We start from the raw sequence: 26136 nt of genomic DNA, 5'->3' as shown, positions 1-26136 counted from the left end.
AGTGCCGGGGAATCGTAGCATAGCGCCAGAGGGGGGAACAAGGCGAAACATAGGGTGTGCCGTAGAATAAAGACTGCAAGGAGCCCCAATGCCATCCCCAATCGTCTATCTCAACGGCCGGTACATGAGTATCGAAAGGGCCAGCCTTCCGATCACTGATCAAGGCGTCCTCTACGGCCACGGGGTCTTCGATACGATGCGGGCCTATGACGGCGTCGTTTTCCGGTTGGGCGATCACCTGGACAGGCTCATCGCGAACACCGATAGCTTCGGCATAGCTATCCGGGGGCAGCGTGAAGCTATCGCCGGGGCCATCGCCGGGGTTCTGAGCCGCAACAGGCTTCGAGAGGCGCGGATCCGCGTGACGGTGACGGCGGGGTCCGGGGGCGACGGGCCGGTATTTCCGGCCAAGGGGTCGCCGAACGTCTTTGTGACGTGCGCTGAGCTTCCTCCCGGCCTTGAAAAGGTCGCTCGATCCGGGTACACGGCGATCTTCGCCTCCGTCCGAAGGAGCAGCACGTCGCGCGCGGCAAGGGTCAAGGCGACGAGCTACGTAGAGCATCTCATGGCCCGCGCTGAGGCCAGGGAGAGCGGAGCTGATGAGGCGCTGCTGCTGAATGAGCAGGGCGATGTAGCCGAAGGGGCGACGAGCAATATCTTTTTCGTGCGACGGGGCACGCTGTACACCCCGTCTTTGGGTTGCGGCATCCTGCCCGGCGTCACGCGGAAGACGGTCCTTGAACTGGCCCGTTCGACGGAACGGCGCGTGCATGAGGGGAAGCTCCTCCGGTGGGCGCTTTTGCTGGCGGAAGAGGCCTTTCTCACCAACGCCGTCATTGAAGTGATGCCGCTGGTTGAGGTGGACGGCAGGCCGATCGGCGGCGGCAATCCCGGCCCGGTGACGCGAGAGCTGCAGAAGGCGTATACGCGGCAGGTGCGCGAAGAGACGGGCAGGCGCTAACGGCCTTCTCCTGCACCTCCGGGAGCACCAAACACAGGTTCTCCCTTGCGTTCGACTCGGGCCTAGGCCGCCGCCTTCTTTTTGGAGGAGAACGGCATTCTCAGCTCGCCCCTCTCCCAGGAGACAAGGAGCGTCGGCGCGATGAAGAGGGAGCTATAAACGCCCGCGAGCACACCGATAAGAAAGACGTACATGAAGTCATGCACGGTGGGGCCGCCGAAGAAGAGGACAGCGAGGATGGTGATGAGGGTGGTGATGCTGGTGTTAAAGTTGCGCGTGAGGGTCTGGTTCAGTGCGATGTTTACGTAGGTTTCAAAATCCCGAGCGGTCCTATCGGCGAGATTCTCGCGGATGCGGTCGAGGACGATGATGGTGTTATTGACGCTATAGCCGATGACAGAGAGGATGCCGACGACCATGAGGGAGTTGATTTCGACCTCGGTGAATTTGGCGAGGATGCCGAAGGCCCCGAGGACGATGAGGACGTCCTGAAACATGGCAATGGTCGCGACGACGCCGTAGCGGTAGGACTTGGGCACTTTCCGGAAGGCCCACCAGAGGTAGATAAGGATGCCGATGATACCTGCGAGGACGGCCCAGGTGGTGTTGAGGATGGAGCGTTTGGCGATCTCCGAGTCAACGGAGGAGAACTCAACCGTGTCGCGGTTGATGGGGGCGATCCCCTCAAGGGTGCGGAGGATGGTGCTCCGCTGGTCATCGAGCGGGCGCGGACCTCGGATGAAGAGGCCGCCATCGCGGGCCTCAATCGTCGTGTCCTTGTAGCCGAAGGGCTCGATGGCGGCTTTCAACTCGTCCGGTGTGACGGCGCGAGTTAAGGTGAGCTGCTGCGCGAGACTTGTGACGTAGTTGAAGCTGCTTTGGCCGATAGGGCCGTGAGTCTGGGCAAGGCCGAGCAGCGCAGCCGCCTGTTGTGTGGCAGACACCTTGGTGCCGCCAAGGAAGAAGGCGTTAGGGCCGGTCTTGTGGATGATGAAGGACTCATGCGCCGCGGCTGAGACCTTCGCGCTATCAGTAAAGGCGACCGTGAAGGCCTTTCCGGCATCGGTGACGAGTTGGGTCTTCACCGCAACGCCGAATTCGCCTTCGAGTTGCTTGAGGATTTTCTCCTGGTCGGCCGCTGAGACGCCGCGCGCGACGAGGGTGAAGGTGTTGGCGGCGCTGTGGAGCACGGAGACCTGCTTTTCAGCGAAGACATCTTCGATCGAGGCGACAAGGTTGTTGCGGGCTATCGAAGGCTCTCCGAAATCGAGGGTGAGAGCGAGCGACTTCGTCAGGTCTAGGGGCGTTATCTCAGCCGGGCCGAAGCGGCCCTGGAGCCGCTGTGTAGTGAGGGCCTTGGCGCCTGTATCAATCGCCGCGATGCCGATGAAGAAGCGGTTTTCGCCTGCGGCAACCACAGAAGCGCCCTCTACGCCGCCGGACTTCAGCTCAGCCTCTACGTCGGCCGCCGTCACGGTTGCCGGAGGCGCCGTGAAGCGGAAGATGGAGGCGAAGCCCTCCGGGCCGTCAAAGACGGTGCGATTGGCCTCGCCGAAGCTCTCCTTGATCGCCGTCAGAAGGCCTTCGCGGTCCGTAGCGCTTATCTCTTCAACAACGAGGGAGGCGGCCTGGCCCTTTGTGCCGAAGGGGTCGGAGAAGCCCTTGCCCGCGCCGAAGCGATTCACATGCTGACGAAGCGTATCTAGACTGAAGGCCGCTCCGAAGTTCACCGTGACGGCCAGGTCTTGAGCGGTCAGATTGACGCGGGTTACCGTTCCCAGGGCATCTTCGAACCGCTTCACGAGGGCGGCCGCCTCTTCCTCCGTCATGGCCGAAGCCGTTGTGATGTAAGAGCCATCGTTGAGGCGGAAGAGGGTCACGTTTTCGCCCGCCAGCTCACTCAACCGGGCGCCGCCAAGGGCGGTCACGACGCTCTCCAGGGAAACGGGGTCTGTGAAGCGGAAGATGACAGCTTGGCCCTTATCGAAGGGGAAGGGGGCCTGCTCGGCCTCGCCGAACTTGTCCGTGAGGGTCTTGATAAGCGTCTCGCGGGTTTCCGCGGTGACGGTGCGCGCGGCGACAATCAGGGTATCGGCGGCTGTATTGGCGGTCACGACGCCCTGGATCCCGCGGTCGGTCAGTTCCTTGGAGGCGTCGGCCGCTGTGACGGCAGCCTTGAACTTCATGGTGATAGCCAAGTCGTCTGCGGCTTCGAAGGTGATGCGCTCGGTCTTGCCGTACTTCTGCTCCCAGAGGGCGGCGGCCTTATCCAAGGTCTCCTTGCTCAGTTGTAGGGAGCTGACGAAGTAGGTGTTGGCTCCCGCGCGTTCAGCGATGAGGCCCGTGGGCTTCGTCGAACCGAAGCCTTCCCGGAGTTCCCGGAGCGGCACGGCATCCGTGAAGACGATGTTCAAAGCGAGGTTCGCCGCATCGTCCTCAAGGCTCGTGATGGTGACCTTGCCGAAGTCCCTTTCCAGGATAGCGGCGAGGCCTTCTTCGATGATTTCCGTGCGGATGAAGAAGGAAGTGTCGCCCGTCTTCTGGATGGTGGCGTCTTCGATGCCGACGGCGGCAAGCTTGGCGCGCACCTGGTCTATCTCAACGGGCTCCTTGAAGTCAACGGTGATGGAGCTGCCGCTGGAGAACTCCAGGCCGAAGGGGAGGTGCTTGGGGACGGCCAGAGCGATGATGCAGACGACCGCGATCACCAGCGAGAGGCGGAAGTACCATTTCCGATAGCGTACAAAGTCGATCACGGCGGCTCCTGCTTCACGCGCCCAAGGCTGTGCGGGCGGATGTTTCGGATGTTTTCACTGGGGCAAAGAGATTCGTTCGGTCCGCGTACTTGGTGCCCACGAAGAGCCGCAAGAAGAGGCGGCTGATAAAGAGGGCGCAGAACATGCCGACGAGGAGGGAGATGATGAGGGTGATGGCAAAGCCGGTCACCTTCGGCTCTCCCAGCCGATCGCCGAACCACCAAAGGATGGCCATGGTGATGATGGTGGTGATATTGCTATCGCGGATGGCGTTCCAGGCGCGGTCGAAGCCGGTGGCGATGGCGCCGCCGAGGCCGCGTCCGCCGCGCAGCTCTTCGCGCAGGCGCTCGTAGATGATGACGTTTGCGTCAACGGCCATACCGACGGAGATGACGAAGCCCGCGATGCCGGGCAGGGTAAGGGTCACGTTCAGCATCTTGAAGATGGCAAGGACGATCACTGTATAGATGCCGATAGTGATCGCGGCGTCCAGCCCAGGCAGGCGGTAGTAGAGAACCATGAAGAGCATAACGAGCCCGAGGCCGATGGCGGCCGCGACGTAGCTCTTGTCCAGCGAGTCTTTCCCGAGGGTGGCGGAGACGGCCTCCTCTCGAACAACGCGGACGTCAACGGGGAGCGAACCAGCGTTGAGTTGGATGGCGAGGCGGCGGCCTTCCTGAGAGGTCAAGCCGGTGATGCGGCCTCTATCGGAGATGGTTGATTGGACCGTGGGGGCGGAGATGAGCTGGTTATCCAGGAAGATGCCGAGGGGTTGGCCGATGAGGGAGCTGGTGATCTGTTCGAAGATGCCCGCACCCTCGTTGTTGAATTCAAAGGCCACTTCCGGGAGGCCTGTCTGGGGATCGTTCACTAGCTGGGAGGTGGGCCGCATGAACTTGCCCGTGAGGTGCTTTTCTATGCCGCCGTTCCCTCTGCCGGTGGCGGGAACCCAGTTGGGACAGGCAGCCGCCGAGCTATTGGGGACCGCGCAGCGCCGGAAATCGAGCTGGGCCGTGCTGCCGATGAGTCGCTTCGCTTCGTCAATGTCCTTGATGCCGGGAAGCTGGACGACAACTTCATTGGCCCCCTTCAGCTGGACAACGGCTTCAGCAACACCGTAGCCGTTGACCCGCCGCTCGATAGCGTCAGCGACGCCGCGCATCTGGTCTTTGGTGACGCCGCCGGTCTGCGCGCGGTAGACGAGGTGAGTGCCGCCCTGGAGATCGAGGCCGAGCCGCAGACCCAGAGGGGTGTCGTTGGAGCCGCGCTCGAAATCACCGATGGAAATCGTCTTCATCACCAGGACGGTGAGGGAGAGGCCGATCAAGACGGCAACGAAGAGGAGCTGGAGTCTTTTCTTGGTCAGGCGCACAGGCATCTTCGCCTCTTTGTGAGAGTATTTCGCGTTATCGGGCTTGGTCTTTCAACCGCTTCGCGAGGGCGATGGCCTGGGCGTGGGTTGCCACTTCGCCCGCCGCCTCGGCTTCGTAGACAGCCTCCAGAAGAGTGCCTACCTTTGGGCCGGGGTCCATGCCAAGCTCTCGAATAAGGTCATGTCCATCAATAAGTTTCGGCGGCCTGACTTCTGGTGAAGCCTGCCGCCAAGCCTCCAGGATACCAGAAATCCGTTTGGAATACTGCTTCCAGTCTTTCATGTCCAGGAGGGGGCCTCTAGCCGCCAGGTAGTCGGCATAGCTGAGAAAGAGGGTGTCTACAGCGGCCTCTCCGGCATCTCGGAAGAATCTGTAGACGGCGCGCCTGGTGGGGCCCGTTGCCTCCCGGGTGATAAGGCCGGGGCGAAGGTGTTCCAATACTGTAGATACGACGATGCGCGTCTCCCGGTTGCTATAGCGCAGTCTTTCCATAATGTTTTTCGTGACATCAGCCCCTATTTTGGGGTGGCCAAAAAAGCGGATGCGTCCGCCGGCTTCCACGGTTTTGGTAGCGGGCTTTGAGACATCGTGGAGTAAGGCGGAAAGCTTGAGCAGGAAGAGCCGGTCTCTGCCGCCGCTGATCTTTTCGCCAAAGTAGTTAATGTACGCTTGGTCCCACGGAACATCGCCGATAGGCGAGTCCTCCGGGAGTGATTGGCGGGCAACACGCTCCACATAACCGACGATCTGCATGGAGTGCTGGAGAACGTCCCAGTAGTGCTCCTTCGGCTGGCCGCAGCCACGGGCCTCTTCCAGTTCCGGGATCAGGGTGGTAAGAAGCCGGTAATCGTCCAACTGCTGGAGGCGTGCGGCCGCCCCTGGAAAGCCGACGATTTTGGAGAACTCATCACGGGCGCGTTCGGGAGCTACCGTGGCGATGCGGTGGGCCTCCCGTTTGATGGCGGCTTCGGTAGAGCCGTCTATCGTAAAGCCAAGCTGCGTGGCGAGGCGGACGGCGCGGAGGAGGCGTAATGGGTCGTCGCGGAGCGCCTCATCGGAGACGAGCCGGATGCGGCGAGCTGTGATGTCGTCTGATCCGTTGGCCAAATCAACGACATGCCTTTTGATGTCAGGCGCTTCTACGTGTTCAAGCGGAAGGGCGAGGGCGTTAATGGTGAAGTCGCGCCGCCTGAGGTCCTGCGTCAGACTCCCCTGGAGGGCGCTGAGGTCAATATAGTGGCTATTGGAAGGAAGGACGATGCGGTAGACGTGGCGCTCTTCATCCAGAGGCACGAAGTGGCCATCGAGGGCTTTTGCGAGGCTCTCTGCCAGATGGCGCGCATTGCCGGAGACGGCCACGTCAAGATCAGCGGTTGGGCGCGGGATGACCAGATCGCGGACGGCGCCGCCGACGAGAAAGCCTTCCGCGTTGTGGGCGGCAAGGATAGCGCGAACATGGGTGAGGAGGGCTACGGTATCGGCAGGAATGCGGATGGCGATTCCTCCGAGTCTCTTACTTGAGGCTTGACCGCCGATGGGGGGACCTAGGCCTCTACCGGCTCGGGCGTCTCTTCGACCTTTTGCAACGTCTCGAGCCCGCCCTGCTCGCGGAGGCGATCCACATAGAGGACGCCGTCTAAGTGGTCTATCTCATGCTCCAAGGCCTGGGCAAGAAGTCCTTCCGCCTTCAGGCGGAACTCCTTGCCTTCTGCATTCAGCGCTTTGACCTTGACCCATTCGGAGCGGGTGATCGTTCCCCGGTAGCCTGCGACGCTTAGGCAGCCCTCGCTGATCGTTCGTTGACCGCCCTTTTTCACGAACTCCGGGTTGATAAGGACGTAGCGCTCCTCCGGCGCATCCTCCGCGGCAGGGATGACGATGACGGCCACGCGAAGAGGCACGCCGATCTGATTCGCGGCAAGACCGACACCATGCTCAGCGACCATCGTATCGAATAGATCCTCGATCAATCGCTTGATCTTGGCGTCGATCTTTGTGACGCGCTTTGTCTTTGTGCTCAGCACCGGGTCCGGCGCTTGGCGGACTGGATGGACGGCCACTTGGATACCTTTCAAGGGACGCGTGACGGACGCTACGTTCAACCTGATTATAGGGGAGGCATTTCCCCTTCGCAAAGGAGGGCTTATGGGTTCGCTACATCATATGCTGCGGGTCTATGTCCACCAGCCATTCTTTGGAGAGCTTGACGGCATCGAGCAGGGCGTTGGGGTCAAGGCCTTGGACCAGCACCTGCCAGCGATAGCGTCCCCGCAGGCGTTCGTAGGGCGCAGGGGCAGGCCCAATCACTTTTGTTCCAGGAAGACCAAGCGTATCTGCAGTGACGGAAAGGTGGTTGGCCGTCTTTTCAGCCTCTTCTTGGGCGGCTTGCCGGTTCGTGTGCTGGAAGAGGAGGCGGGCGATGCGCGTAAGCAACGGGAGGCCAAGCTCCATGCGACGCCGCACCTCATCTGCAAAGAAGGCGGGGTAGTCCTGGGTCGCGGCGGCCAGGATGGCATAGTTGTCCGGGGAATAGGTCTGGAAGATGACCCGGCCCGGACGCTCGCCGCGTCCGGAACGCCCAGCCACCTGGGTGAGGACTTGGAAGACGCGCTCGGCGGCGCGAAAATCCGGCGAGTGGAGACCGATATCGGCATTGACGACACCGACGAGAGTGACGCTGGGGATGTGCAGGCCTTTGGCGAGCATCTGCGTGCCGATGAGCACATCCGCCTGGTGGGCGATGAAGCGGCGGACGATGGCCTCATGGGAGCCGCGCGCCTGCGTCACATCGCGATCCCACCGCAGGAGGCGCGCCGCAGGGAATGCCTGAGCCGTCTCTTCCTCCAGCCGCTGGGTGCCGAGGCCCATGTAGCGGATGCGCCTGCCGCCGCATTCGGGGCAGAGGCTTGGGGCGCGCACATGATAGCCGCAGCGATGGCACTCCAGGTCGGCGGCATCGCTGTGGTAGGTGAGGGGCGAATCGCAGCGGCGGCACCTGGCGACGTAGCCGCAATCGCGGCACTGGACGAAGGTCGCCGCGCCTCGGCGGTTGAGGAAGAGGATCACTTGCTCGCCAGCGGCAAGGGCGCGGTGCATCTCGGAGCGGAGGGCGTTGCTGAAGATGCTGGAGTTGCCGCCTTTCAGCTCTTCCCGCATATCCACGATGCTGACCTGGGCAAGGGCGCCTGATTTCCCGGTCTCAAGCGAGGCGCCGATGCGCTCCTTCAGCTCTAGGAGCTGATACCGGCCGGTGAGGGCGCAGTGGTAGCTCTCCAGCGAAGGTGTGGCGCTTCCAAGGATGACGGTGGCGCCGGTCAGTTCGGCGAGCTTCAAGGCCACGTCGCGCGCGTGATAGAGGGGCTGGTTCTCTTCCTGCTTGTAGGTCCATTCGTGCTCTTCATCCAGGACGATAAGTCCGAGATCGGGCTGTGGGGCGAAGATGGCGCTGCGCGAGCCGATGACGACGCTCGCTTCGCCCTCATGGATGCGCCACCACTCATCGAAGCGCTCACCTGGCGTGAGGCCGCTGTGGAGGACGGCGACCCGCCCAAGGAAACGCTCTGCAAAGCGCTCCACGATCTGCGGCGTCAGCGCGATCTCCGGGACAAGCACGATGCCGCGCTTGCCTTGCCGGACGACGCGCTCAAGGGCGCGTATGTAGAGCTCGGTCTTGCCGCTGCCTGTAACGCCGAAGAGGAGCAGGGGTTTTCGCGCGGACGGCTTGGCGGCGATCGCAGCTTCTACGGCGTTCCACGCGGCTTGCTGTTCAGCCGTCAATGTAAGGGGCGCACTCTTTGCAGGGCTGATGTTTGCCAGCGGGTCGCGCATGACGCGCGTGCGGGAGCGTTGGACCAGGCCGCGCCTTTCAAGGGAGGCAAGGGTTGTTGTGACGGCCGTATGGCTCCGGCGGAGGCTAGATTCGAAGGCTCCTTCTTCGCCGGAAAGGGCGATATCAAGAAGGAGCAGCGCCTGCTTTGCTTCGGCGGGCTTGCCGGTGGATTCGAGGCGCGATACTTCGGCGAGAGCCTTTGGCAGGGAGACGGCAAGGAAGACGACCGGGGCAAGTTTCGGCCCCACCTTGGGCTTGGCGAAGAGCCATGAGCGCTGGACGAGATTGCGAGAGACAAGGATGCGGAGGGCCGAAGCGGCAAGCCGTTTGCCGAAGCGCTTCTCCAGAGCCCCCTGGGCTGATGGACCGGAGGAGGCGAGGTGTCCAAGGAGCTTTGCCGCCGGCTCTTTGATGCCGCGGACCTGTTCTAATGTGGGCTGGGGCACCGGGCTATAGATAGTGGTCACACGCTGGCGAAGGTCGGGCGGGACGACGAGGGCGGCGGCGGCATAGGCGGGCGAGCGATAGTAGGTGGAGACCCATTTGGCGAGCGCGATCTGGACATCCGAGAGCCAGGGCCGTTCGTCAATGACCCGGGTGACCTGACGGAGCTCACCGGGGTACGCCGTGGTCTTTGAGAGGGTGAAGACAAAGCCTGGGGCCTGACGCGGGCCGAAGGGGACTTCTACAAGCTGGCCTGGACGAAGGCGCAGCCCGGCAGGGACGCTGTAAGTAAAGGTGTCACCCTGACCGGCAGGGGCGTCAACGGCGATTTCCGCGTAGGTCATCACGCGCTCCTACGCAGCGGATTAAGGGAGTCTGGAAGCGGTTAGCTCTTGGCTTCGGCCGGAGCGACTGGCTTTTCTGCGGCAGGCGCAGCTTCGGCCGCCTCTTCAGCAGCGAGCCTGCCCTTTTCCTTGATGCGGGCATCGCGGGCGGAGAGGCCGCGCAGGTAGCCAAGCTTTGCCCGGCGGACGGAGCCTTTGCGCAAGAGTTCCACGGACTCAAGGAGCGGCGAGTGCACCAGGTAGGTGCGCTCGACGCCGACACCGTGGGCGATGCGGCGGACGGTGAAAGACCTGGAGGGGCCGGAGCCGCCTTCCCGGACGACAACGCCCTGGAAGGATTGGGAGCGTGTCCTATCGCCTTCCTTGACCTGGGACTTGACGTTGACCGTGTCTCCAGGCTTCAGGTCCGGGACCTTGATGGTTGCCTTAATCTCGAAAAGTTTGCGTGCGTCCATAGCAGTTTGCCTTCAGGAAAAATAACGTCCGCCAAGAGGCGGGCACTCGGATAGGATACCACACCTCTAGGCTGCGGGACAGCCTTAGGTGTCACTCTTCTGTTCAGAGGCCCAACGGAGGGCATCGGCCACTTCTTCCGGGGAGATGCCCGCCCCTTCCAGTAGGTCAGGACGACGGGTCAGTGTTCGCAGGATAGACTGCCTCCTGCGCCATTTAGCGATGGCCCGGTGGTCGCCACTGAGGAGAACATCAGGCACGGGCATGCCGTTGAAGTTCGGCGGGCGTGTGTACTGTGGGTACTGGATGAGGCCGTCGGAGAAGGTATCGTGTGCGGGCGAGCCGGGGTCGCCCAACGCGCCCGGCAGGAGGCGGACCACGGCATCTATGAGCACCCAGGCGGCAGGCTCCCCGCCGGTGAGAACGTAGTCGCCGATACTCACCTCATCATCAAAGAGTGTTGCGGCGGCCCGCTCATCTACCCCCTCATAGTGGCCGCAGACCAGGATGAGATGTTTTTCTCTCGCGAGTTCCTTTACCAGGCCCTGCGTGAGCACCCGGCCCTGGGGAGAGAGGTGAATCACCCGCGCTTTATCCTTTGCGGTACGATTGGCGACTTCTATGGCCTCTGCAAGCGGGGCGGGCTTCATGAGCATCCCGGGTCCGCCGCCGTACGGGGTGTCGTCCACTACGTTGTGCTTATCGTGGGTGAAGTCTCGGATGTTGCTGAGGGCGATCGTGACGATGCCGGATTCCACTGCCCGCTTAAGGATGCTTTCGGTAAGCGGCCCCGTGAACATGCCGGGGAAGAGCGTAAGAACTGAAATCTTCATGCGGGCCTAGTCGTGGTGGTGCTCTCTGTGGTCGTGGTGCTTGTGCGAGTCAGCCTTGGGAGGAGTGTGGTCGTCCTGAACGCCCTTCATGATTTGGATGGCATGGGGTAAGACGGGCATGATCAGTTCCAGCATCTCGCTGACGCCTTTGGGGCTGCCTGGAAGATTCACGATAAGCGTCTGGCCCCGCACTCCAACCACTCCCCGGCTGAGGACGGCATGAATGTTGCGCTTGGCGCTCTCGGCGCGCATCCATTCGGCGAGTCCCGGCACCTCGCGATCTATCACTTGGCGGGTGGCTTCGGGCGTGACATCTCGAGGGGCAAGACCGGTGCCGCCTGTCGAAAGGATGAGGTCGAGGTGTTCAACGTCCGCCCAAGTCCTGAATGTCTCGGCGATCTGGGCAGCCTCATCCGGGATGACTTTGCGTGCCTTGACGGCGGCATCCAGCCTGGATACGAGCTTGGCGATATTTTCGCCGCTGGTATCCACACGCTGACCTCGGGACGCGGCGTCACTGATGGTAAGGATGCCGACGGTAATCATGGGCTGAGGCACCATAATAGCACCGGGTGCGGGCTCTGAAGATTGACCCTGGGGCGGCCTAATGATAGACTTGGTATTGAACTGGTTCAAAACTAGCTTGTTCCCTGCTCACCAGGGGAGATGTCATGGCCACAACGTCCCGGACCTTCAGTTCGCTGCAACTGCGGACAGCCGCTGAGCACATCCAGGCCAGCAGGCTGAAGCGGTGGCCCTTCGCCTTTAACTTCTACTCGATGGCCACCAACACCGCCGATTCTCTCCTTCTTGTTTTTGCTTCCGCACTGGGAGCGGGGGTCGGGGTGGTTGCGTTGATTGAGGCCCTTGGAGATATGCTTTCAGCCATCGCGCCGTTCGGGGTGGGTAAGGTCGTTGATCGGGTGCAATCGCCGCGGAAGTATCTGACTATGGTCTTTGCCGCAGCCGCGACCCTGATGATTGCTTTTGCCATCACAAACAATCCCATGGTGTTGGTTGTCCTGTGTATCGGGTGGGGAATCGTCTTTGTTTCCGCTGGGCCTGTAGTGCCTATCGTCTTAACCCGTCTTTTCCGGCGGTCCGAGTGGGCGACCCAGCAGGCGCGATTGAGCGCCATGAACTCCCTCGGCACCGCCACGGCCTTCGGCCTGTGCGTGCTCTGGCTCTTTGTGGGAGGGAGGATGATCGGCGAGGCGAACAGCATCCGCATCCTTTTCGTACTCGGCGCGATCATGTGCTGCATCGCCATCGCCTTTGCATTGCTGTGGCTGCGCCCCGCGGACCATCAGAAGCACGGGGCTTCCGGAGGTCAAGAGACGGCGCCACCACGGTCTGCGGCCCTCGCGAAGCCCGCCTCGATGGCGAAGAGCGGCCCGATCACCTGGAAACACAAGACAGCGTATAGCGATGGCCTGAAGAATCTCTTTCTTACAACGATGGTTCTCTTTTTCGGCATCGGCATTATGGGCGGCATCTATCCCGCCTACATGATGCAGGAGCTTGATGCAGAGGTGTACAAGGTTGTCATCGGCTCCACGGTCTTCAACCTGGCGGCGGGGCTTGCGATGCCTCATGTGGCGCACAACATGGGCAAGATGATGCCGGCGCGCCTTCACGCCCTGGGAAGCCTGGGGCGCAGCGCCGCGTTCCTGTGCATCGGGCTCGTGGGGCTTGTGCTGACCGGCACTCCGGCCCACCTAGCGGTGATCGGCCTGATGGCCTTTTCCGGGTTGACGTGGGCGGCAACGGCGACGTCCGGAGGCAACCGCCTGGTCTACCTCGCACCGGCAGGTCAAAAAGGCACGGCCTCCGGGCATTTCACTGCATTCAGCTTTATGGCGCTGGCGGCTGGAGCGATCGTCGGCGGCCAGGTAGCCGGATTTTTCGGCTACTTCCCTGCCTTCGTGATTGCCGCAATAGCCGCGTTCATCGCTTCGATCCTGGCGATCCGTCTATAGCACTGTAGGGGCATGACATGAGCACATCAGCGACCAAACTGCGTGAGCGACCGGCGGGAGCACGACCGCAGCACCTGCCGCCCCCGATCTTCCAGACTCCGGAAGCGGTGGAGGAGAGCGCTGTGGAGGACGCCAAGAGCCATCCCGGCAAAGTCCTCCTCACCATTCTGTTGCTTCCGATCATGGGGCTACGGAAGGTCGGTGTCTGGCTCTTGCTCCTCGTTGCGCGGCTTGTGCTTCTCCTAACGCCTGTCTTCAATCTCGCCATGCGCCCCTTTAAGAGGCTTGCGCGAGGGATGATGGTTCGCATGCCGGTGCCGTCTGAAGTGAAGTGGAACCATACGCTCCAATTCGTGGGCAATCTGACCCTAGGCTATTACCGCGACCTGAAAACAACGATGCCGGCCCATGACGCGGAGCTGATCGTGGCGAAGGGGCTGAGCGAATCGGGCAGGCGGTGGATGTGGGAGATGATGAGCGCCCGCGGCGGCGAATTGAAGAGCCTCACCGAGCTGGCGGATATGATGAACGTGAGCTTTCGCGCCATGGACATCCAGTCCACCGTGGAGGTCAGCCCGCACCAGGTGAAGGTGACCAACTGGCACTGCCCGTATGTTGCGCGAGCGCCCCGGGAACAGGTACACAAGGAAGTGGTGTGCCAGATGATGTGCGGGGCGAGAACCTCGCTCTTTCAGGGCGTGAACCACGGGCTGCCGATGCATATCCAATACCGCCCTGAGACGATGATGGGCAAAGGCGATAAGGCTTGTGTGAAGCGCTACACGGATGTGCTGAAGAAACTGAAATAGCCGAAGCTATCTATGCTGCTGCGGGGGCATCTGAGCCCGGCGGCGAATCGTCTCTTCGATCATCTCGTTGAACTGCTTCGATGTGCTGGCGATGGCGCGGAAGTCGGTCCCGTCCATCGTCAGGAGATCCACCGGCGTGACGGCGCGAACGGTTGCAGTGCGCATCCCCCCGCGCAAGAGAGAAACTTCGCCGAAGAACTCACCCGGACCCAGGGTCGCGATTTCCTCCCGGTGGCTGTTGCGCAGGCGTGATATCTGGATTTTGCCCTTCAGGATGATATAGAAGCGGTTGGCGATTTCACCTTCCGAAAAGATCGTCTCCCCCTCTTCATAATGGGCGCGGGCGACGGCGTCGCTGGCGTGGACCTCTTGCTTGACGATATCGCGGCGGAAGAAGAGTTCCAGATTCCAATCGATCAGGACGCGAAGCTTCCGTTCCACGCGCGGCAATTGATAGAGATAATAGGTTCGGTAGAGGAACCACGCGACAAAGCCGGAGAGGCGCAGGTTGAAGACTTGCGCAGCTCCGGTGAACCTTCCGAGCGGGACAAAGACGCCGAGGATCTTAAATCGGAAGGGCTTGGGCTGTCTGCCGCTGACAACTGCCTTGATGTTCTTCGCGACGTGCCGCGATTCACGAAGAGCGTATTGGGCAGTCGGCGGGCAGGCGCCGCCGGTTACGAGGTCTGGGATGGAGGCGCAATCGCCGACAGCCCAGACGTTTTCCAGACCGCGGACGCGGAGCAGCTCATCGGTGACCAGGCGGCCCTTCTTATCGTGCTCGCCGCTCAGTGTGCGTACAACGGGATTCGTGGAGGAGCCGATGGCGGCCACAAGGGTACGGGTGAGGATCGCGGTTCCATCGGCGAGTATGGCCCGTTCGGCTGTCGCTCCCTTAAGGAGCGTTTTCAGGCGGATGTCGATACCGCGGTGTTCGAGGATGCGATGGCTGAATGCGGCCAGGTCGGGTGTAAGCTCTGGGAGGATCCGGTCCATGGCTTGAAGCACGATGACTTTCACATCTGACGGGCGGACCTTGCGATAGCTCTTGGCCGCTTCCTTCACGAAGGAGTTGATCTCCGCAGCCACTTCGATGCCTGTGTACCCGCCTCCGGCGATAACGAAGGTCATCAGCGCCTGCTTGCGGAGCGGGTTCTCTTCCACCTCGGCCTCTTCCAGGATGCCGATGATGTGGTTCCGGAGGCGGAAGGCGTCGCCGATGCTGCGGAAGGCGAAGGCATGTTCAGACATGCCTGGGAGCATCGTAAGGTCGCTGCCGCTGCCGACGGCTACGAGCAGGTGGTCGTAGGAGATCGTGTGATCGGACGTTTGCCCGGGATAGCGGACGCTCACACATCGGTTCTTGGTGTCAACACCAATAATTTCTGCCTGGTGGAAGTCCAGATGCTTGCAGAGTCGCCTGATGGGGTTCACGACGTGCGGCGGCTCGATGCTTCCGGAGAGAACCTCAGCCAGCATGGGTTGGAACTGAAAGTAATTGTCCCGGCTGATCAAGGAGAGGGCGATGTGTCCGCGTTTTGCTTGTTTCTGTAGCCCAAGGGCGGCGTAGATGCCTCCGTAGCCTCCGCCGAGGATAACAACGCGAGGCGCTTGGGAGGTTGCCGGAGAATGGAGGGGGTTCATGAGGGGTCGCTCACATTATCCCAGATAGAAATGGACGCGAGCGTGCGGATAGTGGATGTGCAGGACGGCGTTGAGGTCTCGCTGGACTGTCTCTAGGTAGTCCACGCGCCCGGCGTCTCCCTGCGGCAGGACATGGGGGCATCTCCGGCCGAAGAGGGATTGCGGGCAGGTATGATCGTTCGAAGGGTCGTCCCAATAGCCGACGATGCGCATGGGATGGAAGAAGCTCTCCGTGGCGTTGCGCAGATCGGCAACGATCTCGCTCGGGCGGTAGGTGGCATCGCCAAGGAAGGCGATCTCTAACGTCTTCATCTGGGCTTTGAGGCAATGTGCGCGGTCAACTCGCGGAGGCGCTTCAAGTCGTCAGCGGTTAGGCGGTCGCTCTTCATACGCTCGTCAATGTCCCACAGCGACTGGATGTTGGAAAGCGGGAGGTCATGGATGCGAGCGACAAGGTTGCTGAAGAGGGTGGTTAGTTCGGTTCGTTCCGCGGCGGTGAGGCTCATGAGATGGCACATCCGGAGAGGGTACCTCTTAGTCTATTGCCGTCAATCGAGGAAGGCAACCCATGGAAGAGCGACAGGCCCGGGAGATTCCGGGCTTGTGGTGCAGCCACGGTTTTAACGTAGCCCTAGAACCCAGGCGGAGGCATTGGGAAGCCGCCTCCCGGGCCAGTGGGGATGCCCGGAGGGATGGTGATTTGGGGGATGGTCGGCGTTTGCAGCGCGTAGAAGCTTTGATAGTTGAAGTTCAGGTTCGAACCGGTAGGTGAGAGGTAGCCGGTGGGCAAGGAGACGTCACCAACATTCAAGCCGGAGACGCTATCGAATCCCGGGGTTGGCTGAAGGTTGCCGAAACTAAAAGTGGAGAGGTTGCCAAGGGCGCTCGTCAATGTCGGGCCTGTCGGCGTGGGCGCAACGGTTGCGCTGGGTGTCGCCGTTGGCGGCGTCGCGGCCGTTGGTGAGGATGGGCGAGATGGGGTGAGGGCAGGAGGCGACGTTGGGGTGGATGTTGTGGAAGGCGGGGGTGGTGCGGCAGGAAGCGTCGGCCGTGCCGTCGGGGCCGTCGTCGGAATCGCGGTAAGGGCGCTCTGAACGTGGAGGGTCTTGCTATCGGGCTTCACGGTCCTCCCCGTCGCCTGGTAGGTGAAGGACGATTCGATGCGAACGGATGGCTCAAGGGGCGTGCGGTCATAGTCCATCAACTCGGCCACGATGGTATTTGCTCCAACAGTGTAGCCTGTGATTTTCATGCTTGTGCCGGCTGTCGCCGCGAGCAGCGCGCCGTTCACTTCGATGCGCAAGTAGCCTTCGCCGCTCTTCGGTGCACCGCCGATGCCCTTTGTGCTGAGCTTGAAATTGGAGACTTTGAACTTCAGGTCAGTGACCGTGTCGCGCACCGTGGCGCCGTTGGCGGGCTTGTCAATCTTAAGTGTCGGCGGCTTTTTCGCTTGGGCATGGGCGACTGTGGGCGCGAGGAGAGCGACCAACAGAAGGCCGAGGACGGCGAACTTTAGTATGGCGATCCGTGAGTTGCTGTGGGTGTTCATGGCTGTCCCCTTAGGGAACCGCCTGGGGGTCAGTAGTGAGGAGGAAGGCGTCAATCACAAAGGCCGCGGATGTAGTCGCCGGCTTTTCGATGACCAGCGTATGGGTGCCGGGCTTGAGGCGGATGCGGATGCTCTGGCCGACCCGTCTCCAGTGGAACTGGTTGTCCTTTGTGACCGCGTCTCCCGCATTGAAGCGATACGCTCCGTTATCAATGTCCAAGATGACGTTCCGGGCGCCCGGTGCGTGTTTGCCATCGTCCAGATCGCGGACCCAGAGGTAGAACTCAGCGTCAGATTGGACCGTGAATTGGTAGGTCAGCTTATCGCCCCGGCGGGAGATGTACCACACGCCTTCGCCGGTGTAGCCCGGCCTCCAAGATGGGCGGATCTCCTCGCGTGAGTCCCATGACGTGCCCGGCTTGGCTACGGAGGCGGACGTTTCATCTTCAGCTTGCCGCAGGATACTCTCTACTTTCGGAGGCTTCGGCTGGGTGGGCAACACCGTCGGGGGTGTCTCTTGTGCATCTGTGGTGAAGTAATAGGCGTCCAGAACAGCGGCGGCTGAGGTCGTCCGCGCCTTGGAGACTTCCATGACATGTGAGCCCGCGGAAATGGCGACGGTAAAGGGTCTGGTCGCATCGCCCTGGGCAGTCAAACGGTGCCAGAGGAAGCGATCATTGGCTTGCTGTACTTCGTTGAATTCACCTAGGAGCTTGCCGTCTATGGCGATATTGATGCTGCGTGCACCGTAGGGGTGTTTATCGTCGCGCATGTCCCTCACCCAGATGTAAAAGACGCCATCGTTCGGGACATCGAAGCGATAGGAGAGCTTGTCCCCTCCGCGCGAGAGGTACCAATCCCCAGTCCCTATCCAATCCTTCCTCCAGGATGGACGCACTTCCTCGGTGGAGTCCCAAGAGGTGCCCGGCCGTGCGACTGATGCAGCGAACTGGTCTTCTGCTTGGATGAGCAGAGAGAGCCGCTTTGTGGCCTTGTAGTCCACGCCTTTCACATCAGCTAAGAGAGCTTCGCCGTCCTTCTGTAGTGCGGTGAGCTGGTCAAGGAAGGACTGGGGCAGTTCGGCGGGCGCGGGCCCATCCAGCGTGGAGATAGCTGAATCAACGCGAGTGACCAGCGCGTTGATTCGGCCCTTGAGGGCATTGAGGTCGGAGGCAAGCGCATTGACGGCCAGGCTTTGGGAGTCTGTCTTGCCTGTCGCCTGGGCTTGGACCTGGTTGATTTCCTGGAGGGCTTGCTGCAATTGGGCCTTAGCCGCTGCAAGCTGAGGCCGCACAATCTGGATAAGGGTCGCCCAGCTTATCTTGGTCTTGCCGGCTTCCTTGGAGAGGTTCTCCCATCGCTGGGCGAACTCTTCCACAGCTGCGCGGAATCGTGCCTCAGCTTCGGCGCTGATGATGTTTGGCGCGAAGAGTTCGTCAATAGTGCGCTCAAGCGTCCGGCGTTCACTGTTCAGCTGGGCGGTGATATCGTCAATGCTTTTAACAGTGGGATCCTTCGCCTTTGCGGCATCAAGGTCCTTCCGATAGGGCTCCATCTGGGCCCTGGCCTTCGCGATGTTCGCATCAATCATCTTGCTGACAAGGGCTTTCCGTTTATCCAGCGCCTGCTTCTTGTAGGCCTGGGCCTTCGCCGAACCGTTGAGGATCAACGGGTCAATCTGCTTGCCCATTTCCGTCAGCACTTCTTCGATCTCGCGCAGAGACCCCGTCTCCGCGGCCACGATGCTATCCACACGCGCTTGGATGCGCTGGGTCAGTTCTGTCTCTTTCTGCGCCACTAAGGCGTTCACCTGTGCCGTGACGGCAGCGGTGATCGCGGCCGGGTTCGGCCTTGGGCCGGCGGCGGCGAGAGCGGAGGCGACGAAGCCCGAAACCGCACCTTCGATCTCTGCCTGGAGGCGTGATGCTTCCGCGTTGACGAACTGGGTGAGCTGCCCTTCGATCGAGGCCTGCAGCCGTGTCCCTGCGGCCGTCATCTGCTGCTCAATCAACTGGCCCATGCCCATGAATAGGGTGCGCTGATCGTTCGCGAACGTCAGCAAGTCCGTGAGGCTGTCTTGGGCTTGCGCGACAGTTTTCACGGCGCAGAGCGCACTGAGCTTTGCTTCACCTTCGCTCTTCGCTTTACCGATATCGGGGATCGTGAGGTCAACGCCCGACCTCTTCGCTGCAGCGTGCACCTTGGGCATGGCGGCGCTCATCACGTCCATCACATCGAAGAAGATTTGCGTCTGCCAGCGCGCCGTTGCGCAGAAGACGTCAATAAACTCTTGGTCGGAGAGTGCTTCCTTGGCGAAGGCTGGGATATCAATCCCGGTACCCTTAGGGATCTCGATGTTGATATCGGGAGGCCCGCCGTGGGGCGGCGGAGTTGGGACCGAAGGTGTTGGAGGCGCCGGGATCGGGGGTGTCGGTATCTGAGGATTGGGGACCTGAGGCGGAGGCTGTTGAGCTTGTGCACTGGGGGCGCTGAGAACGATGGTTGAGGTAATCAAGCTTAGGGCTAGAGCGAGCACCGTGACTACTGCAAGTACACGCAGCTTTAGTATCTGCATGAGAGCTGTCCCTTCTGTCGCCGCTAAGCCTCTATCCGCCGACGGCTGAACGTGAGCGACCTTTTAAGTTTCATGAAGAGACGTGAGATAGAAGTGAAGAAAGGATGGTGGAATGTGAAGGCGGTGTGAATGTTCTTAGGGCCACGGCCGGAGTGGAAGATAGCGGAGAGACCATGCACGCCCTCACTCCACATTAGGTGCCGGCACCGTGGGCAAGCGAGACCTTTTCAGGGAAGCTTGAAGAAGGAAAGTGTCCCCTTTCGTGAGAGATGTGCAGAGGCCGTGTTCTGCTAGAGGGAGACCAAATGACCCATATGCGCATGCAGCGTGACGCGGCAGTCGTGCCTCAGCCCGTGCTCCTGCCACGGATGACTGTTGGAGTTATGGGGTCGGCGGGAGGGAGCATTTCGGACGGAATACGCCGTGTGCTGCGCGACCTAGGCAGAGCCATCGCTCAGCGCGGGCATGTGCTCATCACGGGAGCCTGTCCTGGACTGCCTCACGAGGCCGTTGCCGGGGCTAAAGAGATCGGCGGCTTTGTTGTCGGCATTTCACCCGGCCATAACCTTGAAGAGCACGTGACCAAATACCGCTCACCAACCTTTGGCTATGACACGATTATCTACACTGGCAGCGGGCTGATGGGACGCGAAATCGAGAACATCAGAAGCTGCGACGTGGTGGTTTTCGCAGGCGGACGTTCGGGCACTCTTGGAGAGTTTGCTATCGCCTATGAAGAGGGCAAAGTCATCGGTGTGTTGGAAGGCACAGGCGGCCTTGCCGATAGCCTAGGCACCGTCATAGAGATTGTGAAGAAAGAGACTAAGGCCGTAGTCTGCTATGAATCGGCCCCCTATGCACTCATGGACAAGTTAGAGGGTGTCTACAAGGCCCGTGTGCTTCCTCACTATTTGAGCGCGCTGCATGGGCGGAACCCTCACGGAGAGTTGGATCCGTAGCGTGGCAAGGCATGGTGGAGCTGAGGGGATTTGAACCCCTGACCCCCCGGATGCAAACCGGATGCTCTACCGCTGAGCTACAGCCCCATGCGCAACCAGTCTATTGTCGGAGATGCCCAGCGCTAGTTCAAGCGTTGGAACAGCGTGGCAACGCCTTGGCCGCCGCCCACGCACATCGTCACCAGGGCGAACTCGCCGCCTGTGCGCTCCAGCTCCTCCATCGCCTTCACCGTCATGATGGCGCCGGTGGCCCCTACGGGATGCCCCAAGGAGATGCCGCTGCCGTTGATGTTTGTCTTCTCCATGTCCAGGCCAAGCTCCCGGATGCAGTAACCGGCCTGGGCGGCAAAAGCCTCATTCAGCTCAATGACGTCAATGTCCTTGATAGACATGCCGGTCTTCTTAAGCAGTTTGCGGACCGCAGGCACCGGACCTGTCCCCATCTCGCTGGGGTCGACCCCTGCTACGGCGCGAGCGTACCAGCGCAGGCGCGGTTTGAGGCCCAGGCTCTTTGCCTTTGCGGCGGACATCATCACCACGGCCGCCGCGCCATCGTTCAGGCCGGAAGCGTTGCCGGCGGTTACTGTGCCGCCCTTCTTGAAGGCGGGCTGGAGCTTGGCCAGGCCCTCCATCGTCGTATCGGCGCGGACATGCTCGTCCGTCTCCACGATCTTCGGGTCGCCCTTGCGCTGGGGGATGGAGACAGGGACGATCTGCTTCTTGAACCTGCCATCTTTTTGGGCACGACCGGCGCGCTGCTGGCTGAGAAGGGCCAACTTGTCTTGCTCGTCCCGGCTCACCTCATAGCGAGAGGCGACGTTCTCCGCAGTCACGCCCATGTGGTAGTGGTTCACCGGGCAGTTGAGGGCCCCCACAAGGCCGTCCTTGAGAGTGGCATCGCCGAGGCGGAGGCCGTCCCACCGAGCCACATATGGCACAAGGTACGGCGTCTGGCTCATGTTCTCCGTGCCCGCGCCTACGACGGTCTCCGCCTCTCCCGTCATGATGAGCTGCGCGCCGAAGTTGATGGCCTCCAGCCCGGAGGAGCACCAGCGGTTGATGGTCATGGCCGGCACTTCTTTGGGAACGCCCGCGCTGAGGGAGGCGAGACGGGCCGTATAGCTATCGTTGTTCATCTGGAGGACGTTGCCGACCGTCACCTCGTCCACCTGCGCGGGGTCTACGTGGGAGCGCTTCAACGCTTCTTTGATGACCACGCCGCCGAGATCGGCTGCGGAGAAGTCTTTGAAGCCGCCGCCGAAGCGGCCGATCGCCGTGCGCGCACCGTCAATGATGACTGGTTTGTCCATGGGGAGGCCTCTTTCGGAAGTAGTAGGCTTGTGTATTCTCAGGTATCCAATCTTGGGGTGTCAAGGAATCATCAGATATGGTGGAGCTGGTTGAGCGAGGGCACGGGATGGGGTATACTACATAGGCTTTGGTGGTCAGAGCGGTGTGGACCCACCCGTTCCCATCCCGAACACGGAAGTGAAACGCACCAGCGCAGACGATACTAGGGACGGAAGTCTCCGCGGAAAATATGCCACTGCCAGGGCACTTTAGAAGGCTCAGCGCAAGCTGAGCCTTTCGATTTTCCAGCAGCTTCCTAAACAGACGGCCTTCGCTTGTCTACAGGAAGCGCAGCCCATCCGCGAGCGGGCCCGGAGCGTATGGTTGAGTACAGGCATTTCCTCTTTTCGCCACCTTTACACCGGGTGGGGTCTAAACTATAATGCTTGTAATCTGGTGAAGAAGGCTGACTGCGATGGTCACTAAACCCCCGTCTGATGACGGCGCCCAGATGGATCGGCTGCTTGATGAAGCTGATCGAACCTTCACGTCACTTGAACGCGGCCAGGTTGTAGACGGCGTCATTATGAAGGTGGACAAGGACGGCCTCCTTGTGAACGTCGGCCAGAAGACGGAAGGGGTCGTCCCCGCGCGTGAGATGCGCAGTGTGCCGATGGATTCCTGGGACCAGTTCAAGCCCGGCGGCAAGATCGTCGTAACCGTCATCCGCCCTGAATCTGAAGAGGGGCATGCCATCCTCTCCCTGGACCGCGCGGCTGGGGAAGTAGGCTGGCGCAAACTGCAGGAATACGCCGAATCCGGCGGGGCCATCGAGGGACAGGTCATCGGCCACAATAGAGGCGGTGCCGTCGTGATGGTGGAGGGCGTGCAGGGCTTCATCCCTCTCTCACAAATATCCTCCGTTCCACGCATGCCTGCCGGGAGCACGGAGGTCCCGGACCTCTCCGGCCTTGTGGGAAAGAAGCTGCACCTTAAGTTCATCGAGGTCAACAAGAAGCGTAATCGGGCGATCCTCTCTGAGCGGGCCGCCAGCCAGGAAGTCCGACAGGCGAAAAAGACCCGCCTCATGGACGAGCTGAAAGAGGGGGATATCCGCAAAGGTCGGATCAGCGGCGTCACCAGCTTCGGCGCCTTCGTTGACCTTGGCGGGGCAGACGGCCTCATCCACATCTCGGAGCTCTCCTGGAAGTCCGTCCGTTCTCCTGAAGAGGTAGTTAAGGTTGGCGATGAAGTGGATGTCTATGTCATCAAGGTGGACAGGAAGGCCAAGCGCATCGCCTTGAGCCTGAAGCGCACCCAGGCGGAGCCGTGGGCCGCGGTGGCCAGCACGTATACCATCGGTCAGATAATCCCTGCTACCATCAGCAAACTCGCGACGTTCGGCGCCTTCGCCCAGTTGGACGGGTCCGTCGAGGGCCTTATCCATATCTCTGAGCTTTCAGATAAAATGGTTCAACACCCTAAAGATGTCGTTAGAGAGGGCGATAAGGTTGCCGTGAAGGTTGTGCGAATCGAACCTGAGCGCCGCCGCATCGGATTAAGTATCAAGCAAGTGAAGACGACCGAAGCGGAGGAGTTGTTCGCCAAGTACAAGAGCGGCGAAGACGACAGAAGGGTCGAGCGGCCTGCGCTCAGCACTGCGATGGCCGCACAGATCGCCGAGGCTGTTGCCTCAAGTGAGGGGCAGCCCCAGGCATAAACTTAAGAGCATATAGCTTGCGGCTGGGGGTCGAGACCTTGCCGCGAATGCGGGCGAAGCAAATGGGATGTGCGGAGATGCGAGGATTGGCCCGGAATACTTCGACGAGGAGCCAAAACAATGGCAAGTAGATTCGAAAAATTCTCGGAGCGGGCACGAAGGGTGCTCTCCCTGGCTCAGGAAGAGGCCCAGCGCTTTAACCACAACTATATCGGGACGGAGCACATCCTCCTGGGTCTTGCCCGCGAGACCGAAGGCGTTGCCGCCCGTGTCCTCTCCAACCTTGGCGTGGAGTTGAGCAAGGTTCGCTCCGCAGTTGAATTCATCATCGGCCGCGGCGAAAAGGCTGTGCCCGGCGAGATCGGCCTGACGCCCCGCGCCAAGAAGGTCATCGAACTTGCTGTTGACGAGGCGCGCCGCCTCAATCACAGCTACATCGGCACGGAGCATCTGCTCATCGGCCTTATGCGCGAAGGTGAGGGCGTTGCCGCAGGTGTCCTCGAGAGCCTCGGCGTCACTTTGGAGAAGGTGCGCAACGAGACCAGCCGCATCCTCAGCCAGACGATGTCCCAGCAGCAAGGCCAGGGGGCGCGCCCCCAAACGCGCACACCGGTCCTGGATCAGCTCGGCATTGACCTGACCGCTGCCGCCCGCGCAGGCAAGCTCGATCCGGTTATCGGCCGCCACAAGGAGATCGAACGTGTAGTTCAGATTTTGAGCCGCCGCACCAAAAACAACCCGGTGCTCATCGGTGAGCCTGGAGTAGGCAAAACGGCTATCGTCGAGGCTCTCGCCCATCGCATCGTCGGTGGCGAAGTGCCGGAGACGCTCCTCAATAAGCGCCTCGTCACGCTCGATATGGGCGCGCTCGTTGCTGGCACCAAGTACCGCGGCGAGTTCGAGGAGCGACTGAAGAAAGTCATCGAAGAGATCAAGGCCTCAGGCAACTGTGTGCTGTTCATTGATGAGATGCACACCATGGTCGGCGCAGGCGCGGCTGAAGGCGCTGTAGATGCCGCAAACATCCTGAAGCCCTCCCTCTCTCGCGGCGAACTCCAGTGCATCGGCGCCACGACCTTGGACGAGTACCGTAAGTACGTGGAGCGCGATGCCGGCCTCGAGCGCCGCTTTCAGCCTGTGACGGTGGACGAGCCCAGCGTTGACGATACGGTGGAGATCCTCCGCGGCATCAAGGCCCGCTATGAGGAGCACCACAAGCTCACCATCACGGACGAGGCTCTGCGCGCCGCCGCGCAACTCGCCTCCCGCTATATCTCCGACCGCTTCCTGCCCGATAAGGCCATTGACCTGATGGACGAAGCCTCCTCTCGTGTGCGCATCAGCAGCGCCACCACGCCGCTCTCCGTGAAAGAGGCGATGCAGGTGCTGGAAAAGGTGCGCAAGGAGAAGGAAGAGGCCATCGGCGGCCAGCAGTACGAGTATGCCGCCGAGCTTCGCGACCGCGAACTCAAGCTGAACGAGCGCCTGGAGCAACTTGAAAAGGAGTGGCAGAGCGAGCAGTCCAAGGAGCGCCCGGAGGTCACCGCCGAGCACATCAGCCAGGTCGTAGCCATGTGGACAGGTATCCCCGTGACGCGTCTGGCCACGCAAGAGACGGCGCGCCTCCTCCAGATGGAGGAGTATCTCCACAAGCGCATCATCGGCCAGGATGAGGCGATCACCGTTATCTCGAAGGCTATCCGCCGCGCCCGTGCAGGCCTCAAGGACCCGCGACGGCCCATCGGCGCCTTCCTCTTCCTTGGCCCTACCGGCGTGGGCAAGACTGAGCTTGTGCGCGTTCTCTCTGAGTTCATGTTCGGCAGCGAAGAAAACATGATCCGCCTCGATATGTCGGAGTTCATGGAGCGCCACACCGTAGCCCGGCTCGTCGGCGCGCCTCCCGGCTATGTGGGCTATGACGAGGGCGGCCAGCTCACCGAAGCCGTGCGCCGCAAATCCTACTGCGTGATCCTCATGGACGAGATCGAGAAGGCCCACGATGAGGTCTTCAACATCCTCCTGCAAATCTTTGACGATGGACACCTGACCGACGCCAAAGGTCGCAGGGTGGACTTCCGCAACGCCATCGTCGTGATGACCAGCAACATCGGCGCCGATCTGATCCGCAAGAGCACTTCCATGGGCTTTGTGCAGACGGGCACCGAGGCGATCGAATCCAAGCGCGCCTACGAACAGATGAAAGAGAAGGTCCTGGGTGAGGTGAAGCGCCGCTTCAAGCCCGAGTTCTTGAACAGAATAGACTCTCAGGTCACCTTCCACGCCCTGAGCCAGGAGCACATCCAGCAGATCGTCGGCCTGATGCTCAACGTCGTCGGCAAGACCATGCTGGAGAAGGGCATGGGCATGAAAGCCACCCAAGCGGCTAAGGAGCTCCTGGCCAAGAAAGGCTTTGATCCGGCCTACGGCGCCCGCCCGCTCCGCCGCACCATCCAGAACATGGTGGAAGATGCCCTATCGGATGCGGTGCTCAAGGGTGAGTTCGATGCGGGCGACACTGTTGTAGTGGATGCCGATGAAGAGAAGATCATCCTCCGCAAGGAGCAGGGAGAGGCGCCGGCCGTCGCCGGAGCCGAGTTGGCTGCGCCGGCGAAGTAGGG

21 protein-coding genes, 1 tRNA gene and 1 rRNA gene are annotated in these 26136 nt (G+C 61.2%); 8 read left to right on the top strand and 15 right to left on the bottom strand.

The genetic code is table 11. From position 1 onward, the window contains the following. Window positions 1-88: 88 nt before the first annotated feature. Entirely contained in the window at window positions 89-961 is an 873-nt protein-coding gene (locus tag FJ039_01465; GenBank protein ID MBM4404842.1) for a branched-chain amino acid aminotransferase, read from the top strand. Between the two features lie 62 nt (window positions 962-1023). Here FJ039_01465 and FJ039_01460 read toward each other — a convergent pair whose 3' ends face one another. Genes FJ039_01460 through FJ039_01450 form a run of 3 tightly spaced genes read right to left on the bottom strand, consistent with a single transcriptional unit; the run spans window position 1024 to window position 6383 of the window. Beyond that, window positions 1024-3717 (bottom strand): hypothetical protein, encoded by a 2694-nt coding sequence (locus FJ039_01460; GenBank protein ID MBM4404841.1) that lies wholly within the window; start codon window positions 3715-3717, stop codon window positions 1024-1026. A gap of 13 nt (window positions 3718-3730) precedes the next feature. After that, window positions 3731-5095, bottom strand: a complete 1365-nt coding sequence (secD, locus tag FJ039_01455; protein ID MBM4404840.1) for a protein translocase subunit SecD — start codon at window positions 5093-5095, stop codon at window positions 3731-3733. A 28-nt stretch (window positions 5096-5123) separates the two neighbouring features. After that, window positions 5124-6383 (bottom strand): HD domain-containing protein, encoded by a 1260-nt coding sequence (locus FJ039_01450; protein MBM4404839.1) that lies wholly within the window; start codon window positions 6381-6383, stop codon window positions 5124-5126. Between FJ039_01450 and FJ039_01445 the strand changes: the two genes are divergently transcribed. Then, on the top strand, window positions 6360-6611 hold the full coding sequence (locus FJ039_01445; GenBank protein MBM4404838.1) for a hypothetical protein: 252 nt from the start codon (window positions 6360-6362) through the stop codon (window positions 6609-6611). The genes FJ039_01450 and FJ039_01445 overlap by 24 nt on opposite strands. A gap of 23 nt (window positions 6612-6634) precedes the next feature. Here the strand turns inward: FJ039_01445 and def are convergent, their stop codons facing one another. The 5 genes from def to FJ039_01420 form a co-directional block, all read right to left on the bottom strand. After that, window positions 6635-7237 carry a peptide deformylase gene (gene def, locus FJ039_01440; protein MBM4404837.1) on the bottom strand — a complete coding sequence of 201 codons (603 nt, stop codon included), beginning with the start codon at window positions 7235-7237 and terminating at the stop codon, window positions 6635-6637. A 7-nt stretch (window positions 7238-7244) separates the two neighbouring features. Beyond that, window positions 7245-9707: a primosomal protein N' gene (gene priA / locus FJ039_01435; protein ID MBM4404836.1), complete on the bottom strand. Its 2463-nt coding sequence runs from the start codon at window positions 9705-9707 to the stop codon at window positions 7245-7247. A gap of 41 nt (window positions 9708-9748) precedes the next feature. Further along, entirely contained in the window at window positions 9749-10162 is a 414-nt protein-coding gene (locus tag FJ039_01430) for a 50S ribosomal protein L19 (GenBank protein MBM4404835.1), read from the bottom strand. 84 nt (window positions 10163-10246) lie between these two features. Continuing rightward, window positions 10247-10993 (bottom strand): tRNA (guanosine(37)-N1)-methyltransferase TrmD, encoded by a 747-nt coding sequence (gene trmD, locus FJ039_01425; GenBank protein MBM4404834.1) that lies wholly within the window; start codon window positions 10991-10993, stop codon window positions 10247-10249. A gap of 6 nt (window positions 10994-10999) precedes the next feature. Continuing rightward, window positions 11000-11539, bottom strand: coding sequence for a MogA/MoaB family molybdenum cofactor biosynthesis protein (locus FJ039_01420; protein MBM4404833.1), 540 nt, complete (start codon window positions 11537-11539; stop codon window positions 11000-11002). Window positions 11540-11664: 125 nt separating this feature from the next. Between FJ039_01420 and FJ039_01415 the strand changes: the two genes are divergently transcribed. Then, the gene (locus FJ039_01415; protein ID MBM4404832.1) at window positions 11665-12972 is read left to right on the top strand and encodes an MFS transporter; all 1308 of its coding nucleotides are present in this window, start codon (window positions 11665-11667) and stop codon (window positions 12970-12972) included. Window positions 12973-12989: 17 nt separating this feature from the next. Continuing rightward, window positions 12990-13781 (top strand): hypothetical protein, encoded by a 792-nt coding sequence (locus FJ039_01410; protein ID MBM4404831.1) that lies wholly within the window; start codon window positions 12990-12992, stop codon window positions 13779-13781. A 6-nt stretch (window positions 13782-13787) separates the two neighbouring features. Here FJ039_01410 and FJ039_01405 read toward each other — a convergent pair whose 3' ends face one another. The 5 genes from FJ039_01405 to FJ039_01385 form a co-directional block, all read right to left on the bottom strand. Continuing rightward, window positions 13788-15425 (bottom strand): cyclic nucleotide-binding domain-containing protein, encoded by a 1638-nt coding sequence (locus tag FJ039_01405; GenBank protein MBM4404830.1) that lies wholly within the window; start codon window positions 15423-15425, stop codon window positions 13788-13790. 15 nt (window positions 15426-15440) lie between these two features. Beyond that, the gene (locus tag FJ039_01400; GenBank protein ID MBM4404829.1) at window positions 15441-15737 is read right to left on the bottom strand and encodes a hypothetical protein; all 297 of its coding nucleotides are present in this window, start codon (window positions 15735-15737) and stop codon (window positions 15441-15443) included. Further along, window positions 15734-15931, bottom strand: coding sequence for a hypothetical protein (locus tag FJ039_01395; protein MBM4404828.1), 198 nt, complete (start codon window positions 15929-15931; stop codon window positions 15734-15736). Before FJ039_01395 ends, FJ039_01400 begins: the two co-directional genes overlap by 4 nt. Window positions 15932-16056: 125 nt before the next feature. Continuing rightward, entirely contained in the window at window positions 16057-16974 is a 918-nt protein-coding gene (locus FJ039_01390; GenBank protein ID MBM4404827.1) for a hypothetical protein, read from the bottom strand. A gap of 10 nt (window positions 16975-16984) precedes the next feature. Next, complete coding sequence (locus tag FJ039_01385) at window positions 16985-19489, bottom strand: hypothetical protein (protein MBM4404826.1); 2505 nt, start codon at window positions 19487-19489, stop codon at window positions 16985-16987. A gap of 380 nt (window positions 19490-19869) precedes the next feature. On the opposite strand from FJ039_01385, the gene FJ039_01380 reads away from it, so the two are divergent. Then, window positions 19870-20508: a hypothetical protein gene (locus tag FJ039_01380; protein ID MBM4404825.1), complete on the top strand. Its 639-nt coding sequence runs from the start codon at window positions 19870-19872 to the stop codon at window positions 20506-20508. 12 nt (window positions 20509-20520) lie between these two features. On the opposite strand, the gene FJ039_01375 is transcribed toward FJ039_01380, so the two are convergent. Next, window positions 20521-20595 (bottom strand) — tRNA-Ala (locus tag FJ039_01375). Window positions 20596-20630: 35 nt separating this feature from the next. Next, window positions 20631-21818, bottom strand: a complete 1188-nt coding sequence (locus tag FJ039_01370; protein ID MBM4404824.1) for a thiolase family protein — start codon at window positions 21816-21818, stop codon at window positions 20631-20633. A 127-nt stretch (window positions 21819-21945) separates the two neighbouring features. Here FJ039_01370 and rrf point away from each other — a divergent pair. The 3 genes from rrf to FJ039_01355 all read left to right on the top strand — a co-directional run bounded on the left by rrf (window position 21946) and on the right by FJ039_01355 (window position 26134). Further along, window positions 21946-22063: ribosomal RNA gene (gene rrf, locus FJ039_01365) — 5S ribosomal RNA — on the top strand. A 210-nt stretch (window positions 22064-22273) separates the two neighbouring features. Next, complete coding sequence (locus FJ039_01360) at window positions 22274-23518, top strand: S1 RNA-binding domain-containing protein (GenBank protein ID MBM4404823.1); 1245 nt, start codon at window positions 22274-22276, stop codon at window positions 23516-23518. Window positions 23519-23638: 120 nt separating this feature from the next. After that, entirely contained in the window at window positions 23639-26134 is a 2496-nt protein-coding gene (locus FJ039_01355) for an ATP-dependent Clp protease ATP-binding subunit (protein MBM4404822.1), read from the top strand. The last annotated feature ends 2 nt before the right edge of the window (window positions 26135-26136 follow it).

It is taken from the genome of Chloroflexota bacterium (assembly GCA_016875535.1).
GTDB lineage: Bacteria > Chloroflexota > Dehalococcoidia > SHYB01 > SHYB01 > VGPF01.
This window is presented reverse-complemented; position numbering and strand designations above follow the sequence as displayed.